This is a genomic window from uncultured Maribacter sp. (assembly GCF_963975365.1).
In the GTDB taxonomy this organism is placed as follows: Bacteria; Bacteroidota; Bacteroidia; order Flavobacteriales; family Flavobacteriaceae; genus Maribacter.
Map to the genome: position 1 here is coordinate 1 of NZ_CAXBGF010000004.1, position 18,824 is coordinate 18,824.

Here is an 18,824-nt window from a genome sequence, read left to right on the forward strand (position 1 = left end):
TTTTACAAAAATAACAAGTATTTTTAAATTATGAGTGCTTGCGGACAATCAGATTCTATAAAAGCACAATGAAAATAAAATATATTTTTTTGATTATTAATTTGGTCTTGTTTTCGTGCAAGGAAATTAAAGAAGAAATTAAAAAAAAAGAGCCTGTTAAAGCGTTCAAAACCGTTAATAAGCCTATTCCTGATTACGATAATGGTGGTTTATTTTTGCCAAATGGTTTTGGAGCATTAGTGGTTGTGGACAGTATTGGTTCTTCAAGACATATAGCCGTAAATAAAAATGGGGATATCTATGTTAAGTTAAAAAAACCCAATGGACCATTAGGGAATATTGCCTTAAGAGATACCACTAATAATGGAAAAGTAGACATTTTAAAACGATTTGGTAATTATCCATATGACGGAGCTTTTGGGACCGAAATGCGTATACATAACGGTTATTTATATTTTAGTTCTGAGCTGGTTATTTACCGTCAAAAATTAAGTGAAACTAACCTTATACCAGATGGGAAATTAGAGGTTATATTAACAGATCAATACCCTATTCGTTGGCATAATGCAAAATCTTTAGCATTTGATGGTAAGGGAGGTATGTACGTTACTTTTAGTGCTCCAACAAATGCATGTGAGGACCCAAATTCTGTAGGTAAAATAAATGGGCTCAATCCATGCCCTATGTTAGATGTCTTAGGAAGTATTTGGCGATTCGATGAAGATAAACTTAACCAAACTCAATATGACGGAGAAAACTATGCTACTGGTATAAGAAGCATTGTAGGAATTTCTTGGAATGATACGGACAATTCTCTTTATGCCGTTCAACATGGTAGAGACTATTTACACAATCATGCTCCTAATATTTATTCTAAATGGGAGAATGCCATTTTGCCTGCTGAAGAGTTTATGAAAATAGAAAAAGGAGATAATTTTGGTTGGCCGTATTCTTATTATGACCCTTTTAAAGAAAAAAGATTAATTGCCCCAGAATATGGCGGAGATGGAAAAACAATTACAGAAGATTACAAAAATCCATTAATGGGTTTACCTGCACATTGGGCTCCAAATGACCTTTTGTTTTACAAAGGTTCAATGTTTCCAAAAAGATATAAAAATGGGGCATTTGTTGCATTTCATGGTTCCACCAATAGAACTCCTTATCCACAAGCAGGTTATATTGTTGCTTTTTTACCTTTTAAAAATGGAACCCCAACCGGTGAATTGGAAGTTTTTGCTGATGGATTTACCGGTACAGATATGGTTGTTGATATGCAAGATGCAAAATACCGACCTATGGGACTTGCAGAAGGGTCTGACGGTTCGTTGTATATTTCAGAATCAAAACAAGGAAAGATATGGAGAATTCTATTTGAAGGTGATAAACTGTCGTTTAACAAAACCAACCTTTTAGAAATGGAAAAAAGAAAAACAAGAAGTTATATTAAGACTCCAAATAAAGAAAATGACCTATTAATCATGAAATAATTTAAAAACTATTGTTATTTTTTATAGTATTTAATTATCTCAACATATTGTTAATCAGCGTATAAAATTTGTAATTGTCATTTTTTTTATTATCTTATTGAGTATGTTAAAGTTAGAAAAATTAGATAATACAGCATTTTTAGAAAAGTCAATTCAACATTTAGAAGCAACAGGTTTCGAGAATATAAAAGCTGATATGGAGGGTTATGAAACTCCAAAATCATATTCAAGAAAAGGTAAAGAAGATTGTATTACCCCAGATATTGTTGCTATTAAAAATGGTAAAAAATACTATTTCGATATTAGCCTTAAATCTCCAAAAACGAGGTTACTCAAATCTAAATGGTTGTTTTTAGATACCTTAAGTCGTATGAATTCTAACCGATTTAGAATTATAACAACCAAAGGGCATTATAAGTTTACGGATAATATGTTAGAGGATATAAATTTGAGCAATAAAACTCCTATTAAAATATAAACATATATAAATGTAAAAATGCATATTATTAGTGTGCATTTTTACTCTTTTAGCATTGCAATATGCGGAATTCCATCTTCTAAATATTCTTTACCAATAGCTTTAAATCCTAGTTCAGTATAAAATTTACCTAGATAGGTCTGTGCTGAAATTTTAATTTGTTGTTCCTTAAATGTTTCTTTAACCGCATTAATTGAAGCTTGCATGATTTCCTTTCCATAACCATACTTTCTGTGATCTTTATCTACGGCAACCCTTCCTATACTTGCTATATCAAAATAATCGCCTGGTTTAAAAATTCGGGTATATGCAACAATTTCATTCTTAGTTATTCCAAGTATATGAAGTGCTTTAGCATCTTTACCATCTAAATCTTGGTACACACAATCTTGTTCAACAACAAAAATTTGACTTCGTAACTTGAGCAAACTATACAGTTCTTGAAGAGTTAATTCGTTAAATTTTTTCACTTTAATATCTAACATAAATTAGTATAATTAAATGGTTATGTTTATAACTAATACAGACTAAATGTTTAAATTCTAATAAGTTACGTAAAGCATATAAAGGTTATTAACATATATATAATAGTTCTTTATTAAAGAGGAATTTTTTCAACTCTGCGCTCATGTCTTCCACCCGAAAATGGGGTATTCAAAAATGTGGATATCATTTCAAGAGCTTGGGGTAAGGATATATACCTTGCAGGTAAGCTTATTATATTAGCATCGTTATGCGCTCTAGCTAGTTGTGTTATTTCCTTAGTCCAACATAAGGCAGCTCTTACATTTTGTTGTTTATTAGCTGTCATACAAGCCCCATTTCCGCTACCACAAATTAAAACACCAAAATCAACTTTACCTTTTTCAATATCTTGGGCAACTGGGTGAGCAAAATCTGGATAATCAACACTATCAATACCATCGGTACCATAATTTGTTACCTCAACTTGCATTGATTTCAGTAAACCAATAATAGCTAATTTATATTCGGTCCCTGCATGGTCATTACCAATAGCTATTTTCATTAGTGTATTCTTTATAGGTTAATTATTCATTATTTATCGTATAGAGGATCTATAAATTAGATGTTAAAGTTACGATAATCAAGCATTCACAACAAAATTTAAGTACTTGACAACAATTGTTTTATACTAAACTATAATAGTTGTTAATTACTATGTTATAAGCTAATTTACTTCTTGCATAAATTGTTTAAAAATAAAGGCTTAAAAATTTGCTTTTTAAAATTAACATCTGCTTACATTTTTAATATTCTAAAGAAGAATTAAAATATTAGAAAGTATGAGTTAATTTTCATCAAATAAACTCCTCTAGTTAACATTAAAATTACATTTAGTTATTAATAAATTCATGTTAATAGAGCTTATGAACCATTTTTGATAACTTCTCAAAATACTGATTTCCAATATCCAATTAGGCTAAAGTTCTGTCAACAACTTTTGGTATCTCATAAAATCAAACAAAAATGAAATAAGTTATACCTGTTATTAACAGACTATAATAATCATCAAAATTTAATTTAATTTAAAAGAAAAATATTAATTATGATATATATGTTGATAACAACTCATTAGCTTAACTTTTCAATAAAAAGTTGATTAATAGGTAGTGGATTATAATTCGTAATTTTCCAACAAATAAAAAGTTTAATGTCGAAGAGAAATAAGAAGGCGAATAATCATAGAAAGAATGAAATAACAAAAGGAATTTTTACTGTTCTTGAAAAGGAACCTAGTAAAAGTTTTAATTATAAGCAGATTGCCGCAAAGTTGGATATAACCGATGCTCAAGATAGAAATATCCTAATTAAAAGATTAACTGAGCTTAAGGAAAAGAAACGTATACAAGAAGTTGACCGAGGTCAATATAAAGTATTAGAAAATACAAAATCGTACCATGAAGGTACTGTAGATATTACAGGTAAGGGAAATGCTTATATCGTTGTGGAAGGCATGGATGATGATATTTTTATTCCATCGAATAAGATAAATAAAGCCTTTCATAAAGATAAAGTAGAGGTTTATATTTACCCAAGAAGTAAAAGTAAAAAATTAGAAGGGGAAATAGTTAGAGTTCTTGAACGATACAAAACAACATTTGTTGGTATTGTTGATATGCAAAAAACATTTGCCTTTGTAAGGCCTACAGATTTTAGAATGTACACAGATATTTTTGTTTCTAAAGATAAATTGGGCGATGCAAAGAATGGTGAGAAGGTTTTGGTTGAAGTTACAGATTGGCCAGATAATGTAGATTCACCTTTTGGTAAAGTGATAGAGGTATTAGGTATACCAGGCGAGCATGATACTGAAATACATTCTATACTTGCGGAATACGGATTACCTTATTCTTTTCCTGCAGAAGTTCAACGTTTTGCAGATGGATTAGATACGAGTATTAAAAGTGAAGAAATTTTTAAACGTAGAGATTTTAGAGATGTTTTAACATTTACTATTGATCCTAAAGACGCTAAGGATTTTGATGATGCCCTTTCGTTTCAAAAATTTGAAAATGGAAATTATGAAATAGGTATTCATATTGCAGATGTTTCCCATTACCTTCAAAAAGATACTATTTTAGATGATGAGGCTTATGAGAGGGCTACATCTGTTTATTTAGTTGATCGTGTGGTTCCTATGTTGCCAGAGGTACTTTCAAATAATGCTTGTTCCTTAAGACCTAATGAAGAAAAGTATACATTTTCTGCCATTTTCGAGCTTGATGATACTTCTATGATAAGGAATCAATGGTTTGGAAGAACTGTAATCAATTCTAATGAACGTTTTTCATATGAAGAAGCTCAACATATCATAGAAACTGGTAAAGGTCTTATTCCTCAAGATATATCTATTAGAGATACGTCTTACACTGTTTCTAATGATGTGGTAGAAGCTACATTGATAATGGACCGATTAGCTAAGGTTATGCGTAATAAACGTATGGATCAAGGTGCGTTATCGTTCGATAAAGTGGAAGTACGTTTTAATCTAGATCAGAATAGTGAACCAATTGGGGTTTATTTTAAAGAATCTAAGGATGCTAATAAACTTATAGAAGAGTTTATGCTTTTAGCAAATAGAAAGGTTGCGGAATTTATTGGTAAACAAAAACCAAAAAAAACTTTTGTATATAGAATTCATGATGATCCAGATCCAGATAAATTGATTGCTTTAAACGGTATTGTGTCTAAATTTGGACATAAATTGGATTTTAAGGATAAGAAATCTATTAGTTCTTCTTTAAATCAATTATTACAAGATGTTAAAGGTAAAAAGGAGCAAAATATGGTCGATACTCTTACCATTCGTAGTATGAGTAAAGCTATTTATACTATTGATAATATTGGTCATTATGGTTTAGCTTTTGATTATTATACACATTTTACCTCCCCTATTCGTAGATATCCTGATGTAATGGTGCATAGGTTATTACAACATTATTTGGATGGTGGTGGTTCTGTTAAGGAAGAAGAATTTGAGAAGAAATGTAAACATTCTTCCGATATGGAATATTTAGCTTCTAGTGCAGAACGTGATTCAATTAAGTATATGCAGATCAAGTTTATGCAGGATCATAAAGATGAGGAGTTTCGCGGTGTAATCAGTGGTGTTACCGAATGGGGTATCTATGTTGAAATTATATCAAACAAATGTGAAGGTATGATTCGTATTCGAGACATAAAAGGAGATTATTATATCTTTGATGAAAAACAATATGCTATAATTGGTGAACGTACCAAGAAGAGATATACACTTGGTGATGAGATAACTGTTATGGTTAAAAATACCGATTTAATAAAGAGGCATTTAGATTTTGCTTTGATTCCTGATGATAATAAATAATTTGGAACAAAATTTGGTATAAGATGAAGGTATTAGAAGGGTAAAATTTTATTTATATGCTTTTCTATAAAACAAATTTATACGTAAAGAATGAAACAAGTTATATTTTTAATGTTTCTCTTCGGTTGTATTTTGGTCATTGGCCAGGATAGTAAGGTTACCCTTAATTTAGAATCCTTTAAGGAATTAAAAGTTTTTGACGGTTTATCTATTAATCTTATAAAATCTACGGAGAACAAAGCAGTTATTTTTGGTGAAAATAATAGCAGTGTAGTTATTGTTAATATTGATGGGATATTAAAAATTCGTATGCAAATAGGTAAAGTATTTAGTGGTTATAAAACTTTTGTTGATGTATATTATTCAGATAGAATTTTAGTTATCGATGTTAATGAAGATGCGCGAATAGTAACTAAAGATATTATTACGCAGGAAGTTTTGGAATTAAAGGCACAAGAAGGTGGTGAACTTATTGTTAATGCTGATGTGGAACAAATGTTAATAAGGTCTGTTTCAGGTGGAGTTATTAAAGCTACTGGTTCGTCTAATTTGCAAGATGTTCAAATCAATACTGGAGGAATTTATGAGGGTAAGAATTTTAGGACTAACTTTTCTACCATAAATGTTAATGCTGGTTCTAGAGCGGAGATTCATGCTAAGGATTACGTAAAGGCTACAGTTAAAGCTGGTGGTGAAGTACTTATCTATGGCAATCCTAAGAAATTAGAAGAAAAAACCGTTTTCGGTGGTACAATAAAAAGAATGTAAGATTTCATGTTAGAAGATATACAAGCAGCGATTCCTTTAGGCTTTTTTTTAAGTTTTATGGTAGGTCCTGTTTTTTTTGTTCTTTTACAAACTAGTGCGGTTAAAGGTTTTAGGGCAGCAATAACCTTTGATATAGGTGTATTATTAGCTGATATACTTTTTATTTTAGTCGCTTATTTTAGTAGTTTTCAGCTTCTTGAAAATTTGAGTAATCAACCGGGATTATATTTTTTTGGTGGTGTTATACTTTTAATTTATGGTTTAGTTACTTTCTTTAAGTTTGATAATAAGGAATTACCTGAAGTTTCTAAAAAAATTAGAAAGTCTGATTTCTTAAGCTTATTTATAAAAGGTTTTTTATTGAATTTTATTAATATTGGGGTGCTAGTTTTCTGGTTGGGAATAATCATTATCGTTGGACCTAGTTTAGACAATTTACCTAATCGATTCTTTACTTTTTTTGCAACGGTACTTCTCTCCTATTTTGTAACGGATATTTTTAAAATTTTATTAGCAAAACAGTTAAAGAAAAAACTTACTGTAAAGAGAATATTTTTGGTTAAAAAGGTGATAGGTATTATTCTTATTATTTGTGGCATAGTGCTTATTATTAAAGGTTTTCTTCCAAAGGATCAGTTTAATATTGAACATGAACTAGAACGTTTTGAACATAATATTATAGAGTAAATTTCCGCAGGGCTAATCTATTGCGTTTATTAAAGTAATAGGTTTTAAAACTATAAATAAATATGTTGGCCTTTGGGCAGATTACTTCTTTGAACAAAAAAAGCCGGCTATTAGCCGGCTTTTTTTATTTTTATTTAAAGTATTATTTTTTATACTTATCATTAAGTAGTTTAACTATTTCATCTGTTAGATTATTTTTTTCGGTTCCGTAAAGAACACTACCACCATCACCACCACCTAATATGTAGGAATAACCGTTAGTTTTACCATATAATTTTATTTCTTCCTTAACTTTAGAAACAATGCTATCCATCTCAGTTTGTCCAGCTAATTGAAGTTGTTGGTCTTGTTGTTGTAATTGTTGACCTATGATCTGTCCTTTTTGTTGCATTGCTGCATACTCTTCTTGTGCTTTACTTTGAGACATTGACTGTGCTTTAGCTTGAAAAGCTTGTGCTTCAATTTGAAAGGCTTGAGAAATACTATCTCTTTTTGAAGCTAGTGCGTCAGCTTGAATTTTAAATTTTGACTCAACATCAATTTTTTGTTGATATTCATCCATCAATTTTATATTATCTACATATCCAATTTTTTCTTGTTGACATGAAGTTAAAACAGCAATTGCTAATAATACTATAAGGTTTTTCATTTTTTCATTTTTAAGTTGTGCAAAAGTAGTAAAGCTTTTGATATTGAATTTAGTTTTAAATAGTAATATAATGTTGTTTATTATAAGTATTGATTTTTTTTATATAAATGTGTTATTATATAAATAATCCTTATTTTGTTTACTTGTTTTAAGCTTATTTAAGAAGAGATTAAAATTCTTTAAGCACTTAGATAATAAAATTATTTAAAACCTCCCATATCTTCTTAATTCTCTTTTTACTCTTTTTTTAGTACATAAATTAGAGAAGAATACTCAGTTGTACGTTTTGCTTTATAATTTGACAACCATCCGCGGTAAATTGCTTTTAAGTAATTTTGTTTCCCATTTTTATATTTTTCTGATAAAAGTGAAACATAGTATGAATCGAATTTCATTGGTATCGTTTTGATTACTTTGAAATTTTTTTCTTTGAATAAGTTAATAATGGATTGTTGTGAAAAATGCCATAGGTGTCGTGGAGTATCATATGCAGCCCAATGTTCTTTGTAATATTTCGCATCATATGATTTGAAATTTGGAACTGCTATTATTAGCGTTCCTTTTGTTTCTAATAGATTAGTTATTTTTTTTATTTGATTCGGTAAATCTGGTAGATGTTCTAAAACATGCCATAAGGTAATTACATTAAATTTTTGTTGATTTAATTCTTCGAAGTTAGCTGTTACATCTATATTTTTTAATTTAGCTTTTCTTCGTGCATTTTCATTTGGTTCTATACCGAATGATGTCCAATTTTGATTTTTGGTTAGAGCTAAAAATTCACCTGTTCCACATCCAATATCTAAAATTGATTTTCCTTTTTTAGAATATTCATTTAATAATTTTATTTTTTTTGTTAGGGTATATTTTTTTACTGTTTGATAAATTTTATCAATAAAGGTTTTAGCTTGGTCTGTATGTGAAATGTAATTTATTGTTTGGTAATATTTATCTAAATTTTTTGGTTGTGGTTTTGTAATTAACATGTCATAATTATTATCTATTTCAAGTGAAAACTCTTCTTTGGTAATCAGATAATCTTTAGTGGTAAGATGTATTTTTTTTTCGGTCATACTAAAATTTAATAGTTTAGATATAGTATAGTTACATTGTTCCACGTGGAACAATTTCCCCTACCTTCCAAGATAAACTAAAAGAACACTGATGTCGCTCGGAGTAACACCACTAATTCTCGATGCTTGTGAAATAGTTATAGGTTGAATTTTACTTAGTTTTTCTCTAGCTTCGAAGGATAGTGATTTTAGTTTTGAGTAGTCAAAGTTTGTTGGGATTTTTACGGCTTCAAGTCTGTGTAATTTATCGGCATTAACCTTTTCCTTAGCTATATACCCTGAGTATTTAATTTGAACTTCTGCTTGTTCTAAAATTTCACTATCAAAATTATTTTCTTTAATGAAACAAGAAACTTTTTCAAGTTGTAACATGTGGTCCATAGTTACATTTGGTCTTGAAAATGCTTTATACATTTTATCAGATTGTTTTACTAAAGCAGATTCTACACTTTTTAATATTGGGTTTATTTCTTTTGGTAGTACACTTGTTTCTCTAAAGAAATTAACAAGTGAATCAGATTGTTTTAGTTTGTGTTCCATTCTTTTTACACGTTGTTCACTTGCTAAACCTATGGAATAACTTAGCGGAGTTAATCTTAAGTCCGCATTATCTTGTCGAAGCAGTGTTCTATATTCTGCTCTGGAAGTGAACATTCTGTAAGGTTCTTCCGTTCCTTTTGTTATTAGGTCATCTATTAAAACACCGATGTAAGCTTCGTCCCTTTTTAAAATTAATGGATCTTTTTCGTTTAATTTTAAGTGTGCATTAATCCCGGCCATTAATCCTTGTGAAGCTGCTTCTTCATAACCTGTAGTTCCATTAATTTGTCCCGCGAAGTATAAATTTTCTACTAGTTTTGTTTCTAAGGTGTGTTTCAATTGTGTTGGTGGAAAGTAATCATATTCTATAGCATAACCTGGTCTAAAAAATTTAACTTTTTCAAAACCGACAACAGATCGTAGTGCTTTAAATTGTATATCTTCAGGTAATGAAGTCGAGAATCCGTTTACATAAACTTCTACCGTATCCCATCCTTCAGGTTCTATAAACATTTGGTGACTGTTTTTATCAGCGAATCTATTTATTTTATCTTCTATTGATGGGCAATATCTAGGGCCATTACTTTTTATTCTACCATTGAACATTGGGGATCTATCAAATCCTTCTCTTAATAGATTATGAACTAATGCACTTGTGTGAGTCATATGACAATCACGTTGATGAGATAAAGGTTTTGTATTGGTGTATGAAAATTTTTCTGGAATTGCATCTCCAGGTTGAACAATCATTTTAGAATAATCTAGAGACCTACCATCTACTCTTGGAGGTGTGCCAGTTTTCATTCTTCCACTTTGAAAACCATAATGGAGTAATTGTTCTGTTATTCCGGTTGCAGCTTTTTCGCCAGCTCTACCTCCTCCAAATTGTTTTTCACCAATGTGAATTAGTCCATTTAAAAATGTTCCGTTGGTTAAAATAACTGCTTTTGATTTTATTTCAATACCTAAAGATGTTTTTACTCCAATAATTTTGTGCTCTTGGACTAATAGTCCAGACACCATTTCTTGATAAAAATCTACGTTTGGTGTGCGCTCTAACATTAATCGCCATTCTTCGGCAAACCGCATTCTGTCGTTTTGTGTTCTTGGACTCCACATTGCTGGACCTTTTGATTTGTTCAGCATTTTAAATTGTATAGCCGATTTATCGGAGACAATACCACTATATCCGCCAAGGGCATCTATCTCTCTAACAATTTGTCCTTTTGCAATTCCACCCATGGCGGGATTGCAAGACATTTGACCTATAGTTTGTAAGTTCATGGTGATCAAAAGTGTTTTTGACCCCAAATTTGCTGCTGCTGCTGCAGCCTCTGCGCCGGCGTGACCTCCACCAACTACGATAACATCATATTCTTCTCCAAACATATCTTCTATTGTTCCACGTGGAACAGCTTTATTTTTTCTTCTTCTTTAGCGCGCATTTCGGCAGTAGCTGCTTCCGTTTTATCCGAATAACCCATAAGATGTAAAACCCCATGAATCATTACGCGCTTTAATTCATTGTCAAAGGAGACATTAAATTCCTCTGCATTTTCTTTTATACGTTCTATTGAAATGTATAAATCTCCAGATATATTTTTTCCTGACACATAATCAAATGTGATAATATCAGTTAAATAATCATGTTGAAGATAATCTTGATTGATTTTAAGTAAGTAATCATCATCACAAAAAATGTAGTTTAATTCATTTATAAAGAAACCTTCAGTTTTACAAGTTTCTGTAATCCACGAACTATAAGTGGTTTCTGTGGGTAATTTGAAATCAATTAGGTAATTGTAGTTAATCATTTGCTTTAAAGTACTCTTTAACCTTGTTTTGGAAATTTTGGCGCAAAGGTAAGCTTTGCCTATTTAAAATTTCAACTTCATTATGATAATTATCTAATAATGAGGGTTTAGTAGTGATTGGATTGGAAAAATCCTTTTGATTTGCCTTGCTTTCTCTTTCAGATTTCTTTCCTTGTTTTAAAGCTGCGTTTTCTAATTTCAATAATTCGTATTGTATAGTGTTGGCTTTGTTGATAGTACGTTGTGTAATTCCATTTTCTAACAAGTCATTTTCAAAATCTTCCATCTGCTTAATCAACTTTTCACCAAGCTTTTGGTCGTCAGAATTAATCATATTTTTAAGCTGATTTTCTAGCTCTTGTCTAATTTTCTGTTGACTTTGGTAGATTTCGTATATTTCTTTTAGCTCTGCTTCACTCAATCGTCCTTGTCCTTCTTCACCGTTTGCACCACCTTGACCTTCTCCCTTAGTGCTCGATTTTCCACTATTTCCACTAGAACCCTGACCTCCTTCTGCGTTTTCACCATTTTCACCATTTTTGCCTTTAGAACCTTTTTTTCCACTTTCCCCTTGCCCCCCATCTTTTCCCTGTTCTCCTTTTTGACCTTGACCACTATCACCTTCTTTACCTTCACTACCCGGTTTACCTTGGCTACCCATTTTTTCCCCTAATTGTTGTTGCCCCTTAATTATATCTGGTAATTGAAAACCAGCCTCACTTTCACCTGAACCTTTACCCATTTGCATACTTTGTTGCATATTATCCATAACTTCAGCTAGAAAATCTGCTAAACTATTGGCGGCTGTAAGAACAAATTTTTGGTGTGAAATTCCTTGGTAGATTTGGCCATCGGCCATGGTTTCTAAAGATTTATCAATGTTATAGTATACTTCGGTTATTTGCTCATTTACAAATTCTGATAGTTCAGCTTGTCTTAATGATAATGCAAAAAGACTATCGTCAACATGTTCAAAAAGACCTCTTAACTCATTTTGGTCACGAACTGTTTCAGAATATTGCATGGCATCCTGATCTTCTTTTGTAGCTAACTTATCAAAAAGTGATTCTTGTTTAAAAGAGAAGATGATAAGATTATCCAATATTTGTCTTAGCATCTCTGCATCTTCCGCAACCGAAGATCCACCGTCACTACTTGATGAAGATTCACTCAGTTGTTCGCTCATTTCTTTCATTTTATCTGCAGCAGATTTTTGTTTTTTGCTTGCTTTGGCATTTGAGTCCGTTTTTTCATTGCCAATATCTTTTTTCTTTAGTTCTTCTAAAGCATCTTGCTGGTCTTCTTTTATACCTTCTTTTTTAGTGGTATCAATTTTTAAATCTAGCGGTTTTTTAAGCTTTTCATTGTCCTTTATTAAAGTATTGAGGTCACTTGAAATCTCATTGAATTTTTCATTCAATTCTTTTTGTTTTTCCAGGTTATTTTCTGTCTTTTCTATCGTAGAAAGATTTTCTTGTCTTTTAGCTAATTCTTCTAAATCCTTTGCTAATTGTGAAGCTTTTTCTGTAACATAATACCGTTTGGTCAATTCTAATAATTGTTCTAAACTTCGCTCACTATTTTGTTGCTTTTTTCCAAGCTCTTCAAGGCGTTTGGTTAAATCTTCTTTGTTTATTTTATCTGCTATTTTATTTAGTTTTTCAAGAAGTTTTTCATTTTTCTTAGCTTCTAACTCTTGTCGCTCTAATCGTTCTTGTAACAATTGGTTTAATTTGTTATTATTGTCTTCCTTAGCTAAATTTTCTTTAAGTTCTCTACTAAATTTTTGCATGAATTCCTCTTGGCGTTCTTGCTTCTGTAAAAAGTCTTTTATTTGATTTTGATCATTGAAGTTTAAGCTGCTTTTTTCTTTTTGATTTTGATTTAATTCTTCTAATGTTTCTTTCTGTTCTTTTGCTCTTTCTAAAGATTTATCTAAATCTTTAATTAACGATTGTTGTGATTCTAAGTCTTTATTTTTTAACTCATTCTCATTTAGTATTATGTGTCGAAATACCCGGCTTTTTACAGACTTACCATTATGTATAGCATCGTTGTCAGTAATTTTAAAATAGAACCCATAGTCCTTACCTATTTCTAGATTTAAACCTGAAGGAAATGTATAATAGAAAAGTTCATAATTTGATGATGGTTTTACCAAAGAAATTGTGCGTTCTTCTTTCTCATTATTTACATCGAAATAGACGACCTCTATTTTTTGTAGTCCGTAGTCATCTGTAGCACTGCCACTGAAATAAGAAATATTAGGATTTAGAGTATCAAGGACTTGATTTACTTTAACCGTTGGATATCCATCTTTTATTACTTTAAAATCATATGCTAAACGTTCGTAATTGGCAACGTTTTTATTTGTAGTAGTCAGTTGATAATTCAAATCATTATAAATTTTCTTCTCTAACCTAAACGCATTTTCTTCTTTTAAAAAGGGAAATGATGTGTCTTTTTGAATAAGATTAATCTTATCGGTATGTTTTCCTATAATTCTCCAAGTTACTTTTGTTCCTTCAGGAATTACAGCGTTCCCCGTACTATTTATGGTTTCGTTTGGTTTGTTTAAATAGGTAGGATATTTCAAATTCATAGTAAAAGCTACTATGGACGGAGTTTCTAATGCCACTAGGGTATATTCACGAGAATTGACTTCGTTGGCGGTAAAACTAAATTGTGTAGTTTTTATAGGAGGCGTAAAAGTGTGGACATAGAAACCATTTTCTTTTTGTAGTAAAATGGATTGACCATTTATTTCTATAAATACATTTTCTGGTTTAACATTTCCTTTTGTAGCAACTTGAACAGTGAATGATTCATCTTGTAAAATAGTAAGATTTGAAGACAATAATTGGAAACGAAAAGGGGCCGGTTTCTCAAAAGCTATTTCATAATTAACTACGCGCTCATAGGTGCCGAAAAAGGAATTCCAATTACCAGTAATGTAAAGTGTAGAAATTATCAAAAAAGGTATAAGTGCATATTTAATATATTTTGTTACGTCTTTATAATTAATTGCGTTTGAAAATGGTATATGAACCATTTGCTTTGAACGCTGCAAAATACTTGCAAGTAAAAGCTCAGATTGTTGTGGGTCTTCCACTAAATCCAGCAGATTCGTTAGTTTGTCTTCTACTTCTGGAAAATGTTTTCCAATCATGGAAGCCGCATCTTTAGTACTTATCCCCTTTTTGAGTTTTAAGAGGTAAAAAATCGGAACTATAATATATCGGAAGAGTAAATAAAGCTCTGTTGCTATAAATACACAAAACAATATCATTCTACCAAGTGTGTTAAGCCATAAAAAATATTCTACACCTAATACAATTAAGAAAAATAATAGACCAAAGGCAAAAAACAACAAAACTCCCTTAAGCAAAACTTGGGAGTAATGCTTTTGAATGAATTTATCTAAACGGTCAATAATGTGATTAATATCTTGCAATTTTTGATTTTTATACCAAGATAATGGTTATCACGAATGAATATTGGGAATAATTTGTTAAAACGAAAGTATGTTCAATTGTTATAACTATTACAATCAGGTAATTTTTATAGTATAAGATACAAATTCGTGTTTCTGATATTCGGTATAAAAACGACTGGTTATGTATCTTTGCGTCTTCAAAATAAGAATATGTCGAAAAAAGTACGCGTTCGTTTTGCACCTAGTCCTACGGGACCTTTACATATTGGTGGTGTTCGTACCGCGCTGTTCAATTATTTATTTGCTAAAAAACATGGTGGTGATTTTATACTGCGTATAGAAGACACTGACCAGAATAGATATGTTGAAGGTGCAGAACAGTATATAATTGATTCGCTGAATTGGTGCGGTATTCCTTTTGACGAAGGTATTGGTAAGGATGGTGATTTTGGCCCATATAGACAGAGTGAGCGTAAATCTATATATAAAAAATATGCAGACGAACTTATAAAAACTGGAAAGGCATATTATGCGTTCGATAGCGCAGAAAGTCTTGATGGACATCGAAAAAACCATGAAGAAAAAGGAAAAACTTTTATTTATAACTGGCATAATAGATTAAAGCTAGATAACTCGTTGTCTTTAACGCCAGAAATGGTTCAACAACGATTAGATAATGGTGATGATTTTGTCATACGATTTTTAACCCCGCCAAATGAAAAATTAGAATTAACCGATATTATTCGTGGTTCAATGCAAATTGATACGAATGTTCTCGATGATAAGGTTTTATTTAAAAGTGATGGCATGCCTACATATCACTTAGCAAATATTGTTGATGATCACTTAATGGAAATTACCCATGTAATTCGTGGAGAAGAATGGTTACCTTCTTTGGCATTGCATAAACAACTTTATGATGCTTTTGGATGGGAATCTCCAGAATTTGCTCATCTTCCACTGATTATGAAACCTGTTGGAAAAGGAAAATTAAGTAAGCGTGACGGAGAAAAATTAGGCTTTCCTGTTTTTCCACTTTCTTGGAACGAATCTGTAGGTTATAAGGAATCTGGTTATTTCCCTGAAGCGGTTATTAATTTCTTGGCTTTATTAGGGTGGAATCCAGGAACGGAACAAGAATTATTTTCTTTAGATGAATTAGTTAAGGCTTTTACCTTAGGACGGGTTAATAAATCAGGCGCACGTTTTGACCCGGAAAAAACCAAATGGTACAATCAACATTATTTACAACAAACCGCAGATGTTAAGTTAGCAAAAAGCTTTATGCCTATTGTAAAAGAGCATACTTCTAAAGAATTATATTCTAATTTGGAATATGTGACGAAAGTTGTTTCGCTTATAAAAGAACGCGCGGTATTTGTTTCTGATTTTTGGAATCTAAGTGATTATTTCTTTGTTGCCCCTAAAGAGTACAATGAAAAGGCGGCTAAAAAGCAGTGGAAAGAGGATACTGCAGATATCATGAATGAATTAATCGTTGCGTTAAAAACTATTGAGGATTTTTCTTCAGAAAACACGGAATCCGTAGTAAAGGCATGGATTTCCGATAAAGAATTGTCCTTTGGAAAAGTGATGCCACCTCTACGGTTATTTTTGGTAGGTGATATGAAAGGACCTCATATTTTTGATATTATGGCTATGATCGGTAAGGATGAAAGTATATTTCGTATAAAAAAGGCACTTGAAAAATTGGGTTAAATTTAATTCAACAAGAAAAAAGACCTCGGTTTATTTTCTTGAGAACTCGCCCAAGACTTCCATTGCTTTTTCAGTGTCTTTTATAGAAACAAAAATATGATCGTGATAATACGCAGCAACTACATTGCAGCTAATATTATGTTTAGTTAACGCGGTAGAAACCGCGGCTGTAAGACCTACGGCATTTAATGCAGAATGAATTGTTAAGGTGATCCAAGAAGCTACGAAGTCATAATCAAGATTATAGTTATCCGCTTTCTCTTTAGATAGAATAATTGTAATTCCCTCTGCTTCTTTAAATTCAAACAGAATATCTTCTCTTGAAAGTTTTGTAATGTCGTTAAGAGATATAAAAACATAACTACCCACGTTTAAACTAGGTTTTAAACCCTTTAATAGTTTATTAAGTTTAATTTCTCCTGCCATATAAGCGGTTTTACTAGCCTTAAAATAAAAATCGACCCTTCGGGTCTATAACACATTAGAACGGCTTAAATCAAGGCCCGATTAATCAAAATTATTCTTTAAGGAAAGAGATTATTTACTTCCCCATCGTTCATTGGACCAAGAGTTCATTTCTGTTGGAGATAGAAATGTCCACGCAATAATTCTGCTCATTTTATTACCTTGCCCCATTGGTATAGTCTTATGTTCTACAACACCCACTTTTTCCAACCTGTCATAAAAAGTACGTAAATTTGATTGTTTAGATACCAATGTTGAAAACCATGCCGAATTTTTTGAGAATTGCGCGCTTTCATTAATCATATTTAAAACAAAACGTTTTTCGCCTCCATCCGTCCATAATTCTCCACCTTGTCCGCTGAAATTTAGTTCCGCTTTCTTAACTCTCTTTTTCTTAAGATTACTCAACTTTCTTAAAGTTCCTGCTTCAGCTTCTGCTTGTGTAGCATGAAATGGTGGGTTGCATATTGTAAAATCTACTTTTTCTTCAGCTTTTAAAACTCCGGAAAATATATGCTCAGGTTTTGGCTGAAGTCGAAATTCAACCTTTCCTATTAATGATGGGTTAGTATCAACTATTTTTTTTGCAACTTCAATTCCTTTTTTGTCGATATCTGTTCCAATAAAGGACCATCCATACGCACTATTTCCAATAATTGGATAAACACAATTTGCGCCGACGCCAATATCCAAAGAAGTAATCTGCTCGCCTTTAACAAAAACTCCTTTATTACTTGCGGTTAAAATATCTGCAATATGATGTATATAATCTGCTCGCCCAGGTATTGGCGGACATAAAAAACCATCTGGTATATCCCAATAGTTTAATCCGTAATTTGAGATTAAAAGGGCTTTATTTAAAGCCTTAACCGCTTTAGGATTAAAAAAATCAATAGAAAGATTACCATACTTGTTTTTGGCAACAAATTCTTTAAGGTCGGGATTTTCAAGGCGTAGTGCTCTTAAATCATAACGTCCAGTATGTTTGTTACGTGGGTGTAAACTTGGCTTTTCTAAATGTTCTTTTTTCTTCGGGTCTAACATAATGTGGAAATGAATACTATAGGGCCCAAAGCTAAAGCTAATTTTTAAGTGGCACTATTATTTCTTCGCATGCGTTTAGGACCATACCAAAGCCAAAAGCCGGTAATTGTAAAAACCAAAAGGGAAACACCCATAACCGAGGTATAAAAAACCTTTATCTGATTGTCACTTGTACCCAAATATTTATCTAAAATTGAACCATCATGTATGTTTTCAATAAGATCAGAATAACGACGGTCAACGTGTAATAATCTTCCAGTTGCACCATCTAATTGAATTCCCCAAAGGTGTTCGGCATATATAAATTTTACCATTCCTTTATCTTTTCGAATATCGATACGGTCGATATCTGTTGAAAGATTTGGTGAAATTGTTTTCAAAAGATAAGAGTTGGCCAAAGTGTTAAGACTGTCAATATGTAGCCAATCTTTAAGTTCAGTGGAAGTGCCAGGATAAGATTTTGATAAAATTACTCCCCCACTATGCTTTTTCCACCCTAAAAGTATACCTGTAATAGCGATGAAAAAGAAAAAGATAAATAATGCAGCCCCGGTAGCTCGGTGAATTTTTCTAAAAACGCGTAATAATTTAGCTTGTCTTTGTCTTTTGTTATCCTGACGCATTCTTTTGGTTGAGAATTTTTGCAATATAGTCAGTTTTGAAAAAGACTTAATAGAAGATAGTGTTAAAAGAAAATGACCAAACTAAGTTTTAAAATACGTCTTAAAAAGCATTTTTTTAGCTATCTACTTTTAAATACATTGCAATGTCTTGCTTGTGAGCAGTATAGTGTCAT

Annotated in this window: 16 protein-coding genes; 6 read left to right on the forward strand and 10 right to left on the reverse strand. The window is 31.5% G+C overall.

The window, feature by feature from the left end; all coding sequences use genetic code 11:
• Positions 1-68 precede the first annotated feature (68 nt).
• On the forward strand, positions 69-1,490 hold the full coding sequence (locus AACZ49_RS06245; RefSeq protein WP_339652728.1) for a PQQ-dependent sugar dehydrogenase: 1,422 nt from the start codon (positions 69-71) through the stop codon (positions 1,488-1,490).
• Positions 1,491-1,593: 103 nt separating this feature from the next.
• Positions 1,594-1,968: a hypothetical protein gene (locus AACZ49_RS06250; protein ID WP_339652729.1), complete on the forward strand. Its 375-nt coding sequence runs from the start codon at positions 1,594-1,596 to the stop codon at positions 1,966-1,968.
• Between the two features lie 41 nt (positions 1,969-2,009).
• Here AACZ49_RS06250 and AACZ49_RS06255 read toward each other — a convergent pair whose 3' ends face one another.
• Both AACZ49_RS06255 and AACZ49_RS06260 read right to left on the reverse strand, forming a co-directional pair.
• The gene (locus AACZ49_RS06255; protein WP_339652730.1) at positions 2,010-2,453 is read right to left on the reverse strand and encodes a GNAT family N-acetyltransferase; all 444 of its coding nucleotides are present in this window, start codon (positions 2,451-2,453) and stop codon (positions 2,010-2,012) included.
• 113 nt (positions 2,454-2,566) lie between these two features.
• Positions 2,567-2,995, reverse strand: a complete 429-nt coding sequence (locus AACZ49_RS06260; protein WP_339652731.1) for an RpiB/LacA/LacB family sugar-phosphate isomerase — start codon at positions 2,993-2,995, stop codon at positions 2,567-2,569.
• 645 nt (positions 2,996-3,640) lie between these two features.
• Here AACZ49_RS06260 and rnr point away from each other — a divergent pair.
• From rnr to AACZ49_RS06275, 3 genes are all read left to right on the forward strand, one after another.
• The gene (gene rnr, locus AACZ49_RS06265) at positions 3,641-5,833 is read left to right on the forward strand and encodes a ribonuclease R (RefSeq protein ID WP_339652732.1); all 2,193 of its coding nucleotides are present in this window, start codon (positions 3,641-3,643) and stop codon (positions 5,831-5,833) included.
• Between the two features lie 90 nt (positions 5,834-5,923).
• Complete coding sequence (locus AACZ49_RS06270) at positions 5,924-6,601, forward strand: head GIN domain-containing protein (protein WP_339652734.1); 678 nt, start codon at positions 5,924-5,926, stop codon at positions 6,599-6,601.
• 6 nt (positions 6,602-6,607) lie between these two features.
• Positions 6,608-7,288, forward strand: a complete 681-nt coding sequence (locus AACZ49_RS06275) for a LysE family transporter (protein ID WP_339652735.1) — start codon at positions 6,608-6,610, stop codon at positions 7,286-7,288.
• 142 nt (positions 7,289-7,430) lie between these two features.
• On the opposite strand, the gene AACZ49_RS06280 is transcribed toward AACZ49_RS06275, so the two are convergent.
• From AACZ49_RS06280 to AACZ49_RS06300, 5 genes are all read right to left on the reverse strand, one after another.
• Complete coding sequence (locus AACZ49_RS06280) at positions 7,431-7,937, reverse strand: OmpH family outer membrane protein (RefSeq protein WP_339652736.1); 507 nt, start codon at positions 7,935-7,937, stop codon at positions 7,431-7,433.
• Between the two features lie 236 nt (positions 7,938-8,173).
• Complete coding sequence (locus tag AACZ49_RS06285; protein ID WP_339652737.1) at positions 8,174-9,010, reverse strand: class I SAM-dependent methyltransferase; 837 nt, start codon at positions 9,008-9,010, stop codon at positions 8,174-8,176.
• A gap of 60 nt (positions 9,011-9,070) precedes the next feature.
• A complete protein-coding gene (gene mnmG, locus AACZ49_RS06290; protein ID WP_339652738.1) occupies positions 9,071-10,939 on the reverse strand; it encodes a tRNA uridine-5-carboxymethylaminomethyl(34) synthesis enzyme MnmG in 1,869 nt (622 codons plus the stop codon).
• Positions 10,940-10,944: 5 nt separating this feature from the next.
• Positions 10,945-11,364, reverse strand: a complete 420-nt coding sequence (ybeY, locus tag AACZ49_RS06295; protein WP_339652739.1) for an rRNA maturation RNase YbeY — start codon at positions 11,362-11,364, stop codon at positions 10,945-10,947.
• The gene (locus tag AACZ49_RS06300; protein ID WP_339652741.1) at positions 11,357-14,818 is read right to left on the reverse strand and encodes a DUF4175 family protein; all 3,462 of its coding nucleotides are present in this window, start codon (positions 14,816-14,818) and stop codon (positions 11,357-11,359) included. Before AACZ49_RS06300 ends, ybeY begins: the two co-directional genes overlap by 8 nt.
• Positions 14,819-15,010: 192 nt before the next feature.
• Here AACZ49_RS06300 and gltX point away from each other — a divergent pair, with 192 nt between their 5' ends.
• Positions 15,011-16,519, forward strand: a complete 1,509-nt coding sequence (gltX, locus tag AACZ49_RS06305; RefSeq protein ID WP_339652743.1) for a glutamate--tRNA ligase — start codon at positions 15,011-15,013, stop codon at positions 16,517-16,519.
• A gap of 30 nt (positions 16,520-16,549) precedes the next feature.
• Here the strand turns inward: gltX and AACZ49_RS06310 are convergent, their stop codons facing one another.
• The 3 genes from AACZ49_RS06310 to AACZ49_RS06320 form a co-directional block, all read right to left on the reverse strand.
• Positions 16,550-16,945, reverse strand: coding sequence for an ACT domain-containing protein (locus AACZ49_RS06310; RefSeq protein ID WP_339652744.1), 396 nt, complete (start codon positions 16,943-16,945; stop codon positions 16,550-16,552).
• A gap of 111 nt (positions 16,946-17,056) precedes the next feature.
• Positions 17,057-18,028 (reverse strand): 23S rRNA (adenine(1618)-N(6))-methyltransferase RlmF, encoded by a 972-nt coding sequence (gene rlmF / locus AACZ49_RS06315; protein ID WP_339652745.1) that lies wholly within the window; start codon positions 18,026-18,028, stop codon positions 17,057-17,059.
• Positions 18,029-18,072: 44 nt separating this feature from the next.
• Complete coding sequence (locus AACZ49_RS06320; RefSeq protein WP_339653089.1) at positions 18,073-18,651, reverse strand: PepSY domain-containing protein; 579 nt, start codon at positions 18,649-18,651, stop codon at positions 18,073-18,075.
• Between the last annotated feature and the right edge of the window lie 173 nt (positions 18,652-18,824).

Bases quoted from the DNA above. Each gene is read 5' to 3' on its own strand.
- AACZ49_RS06285 (WP_339652737.1), bottom strand. From the start codon at position 9,010: ATGACCGAAAAAAAAATACATCTTACCACTAAAGATTATCTGATTACC.
- rlmF (WP_339652745.1), bottom strand. From the start codon at position 18,028: ATGTTAGACCCGAAGAAAAAAGAACATTTAGAAAAGCCAAGTTTACAC.
- AACZ49_RS06245 (WP_339652728.1), top strand. From the start codon at position 69: ATGAAAATAAAATATATTTTTTTGATTATTAATTTGGTCTTGTTTTCG.
- gltX (WP_339652743.1), top strand. From the start codon at position 15,011: ATGTCGAAAAAAGTACGCGTTCGTTTTGCACCTAGTCCTACGGGACCT.
- AACZ49_RS06250 (WP_339652729.1), top strand. From the start codon at position 1,594: ATGTTAAAGTTAGAAAAATTAGATAATACAGCATTTTTAGAAAAGTCA.
- AACZ49_RS06270 (WP_339652734.1), top strand. From the start codon at position 5,924: ATGAAACAAGTTATATTTTTAATGTTTCTCTTCGGTTGTATTTTGGTC.
- rnr (WP_339652732.1), top strand. From the start codon at position 3,641: ATGTCGAAGAGAAATAAGAAGGCGAATAATCATAGAAAGAATGAAATA.
- AACZ49_RS06255 (WP_339652730.1), bottom strand. From the start codon at position 2,453: ATGTTAGATATTAAAGTGAAAAAATTTAACGAATTAACTCTTCAAGAA.
- AACZ49_RS06260 (WP_339652731.1), bottom strand. From the start codon at position 2,995: ATGAAAATAGCTATTGGTAATGACCATGCAGGGACCGAATATAAATTA.
- mnmG (WP_339652738.1), bottom strand. From the start codon at position 10,939: ATGTTTGGAGAAGAATATGATGTTATCGTAGTTGGTGGAGGTCACGCC.
- AACZ49_RS06310 (WP_339652744.1), bottom strand. From the start codon at position 16,945: ATGGCAGGAGAAATTAAACTTAATAAACTATTAAAGGGTTTAAAACCT.
- ybeY (WP_339652739.1), bottom strand. From the start codon at position 11,364: ATGATTAACTACAATTACCTAATTGATTTCAAATTACCCACAGAAACC.
- AACZ49_RS06280 (WP_339652736.1), bottom strand. From the start codon at position 7,937: ATGAAAAACCTTATAGTATTATTAGCAATTGCTGTTTTAACTTCATGT.
- AACZ49_RS06275 (WP_339652735.1), top strand. From the start codon at position 6,608: ATGTTAGAAGATATACAAGCAGCGATTCCTTTAGGCTTTTTTTTAAGT.
- AACZ49_RS06320 (WP_339653089.1), bottom strand. From the start codon at position 18,651: ATGCGTCAGGATAACAAAAGACAAAGACAAGCTAAATTATTACGCGTT.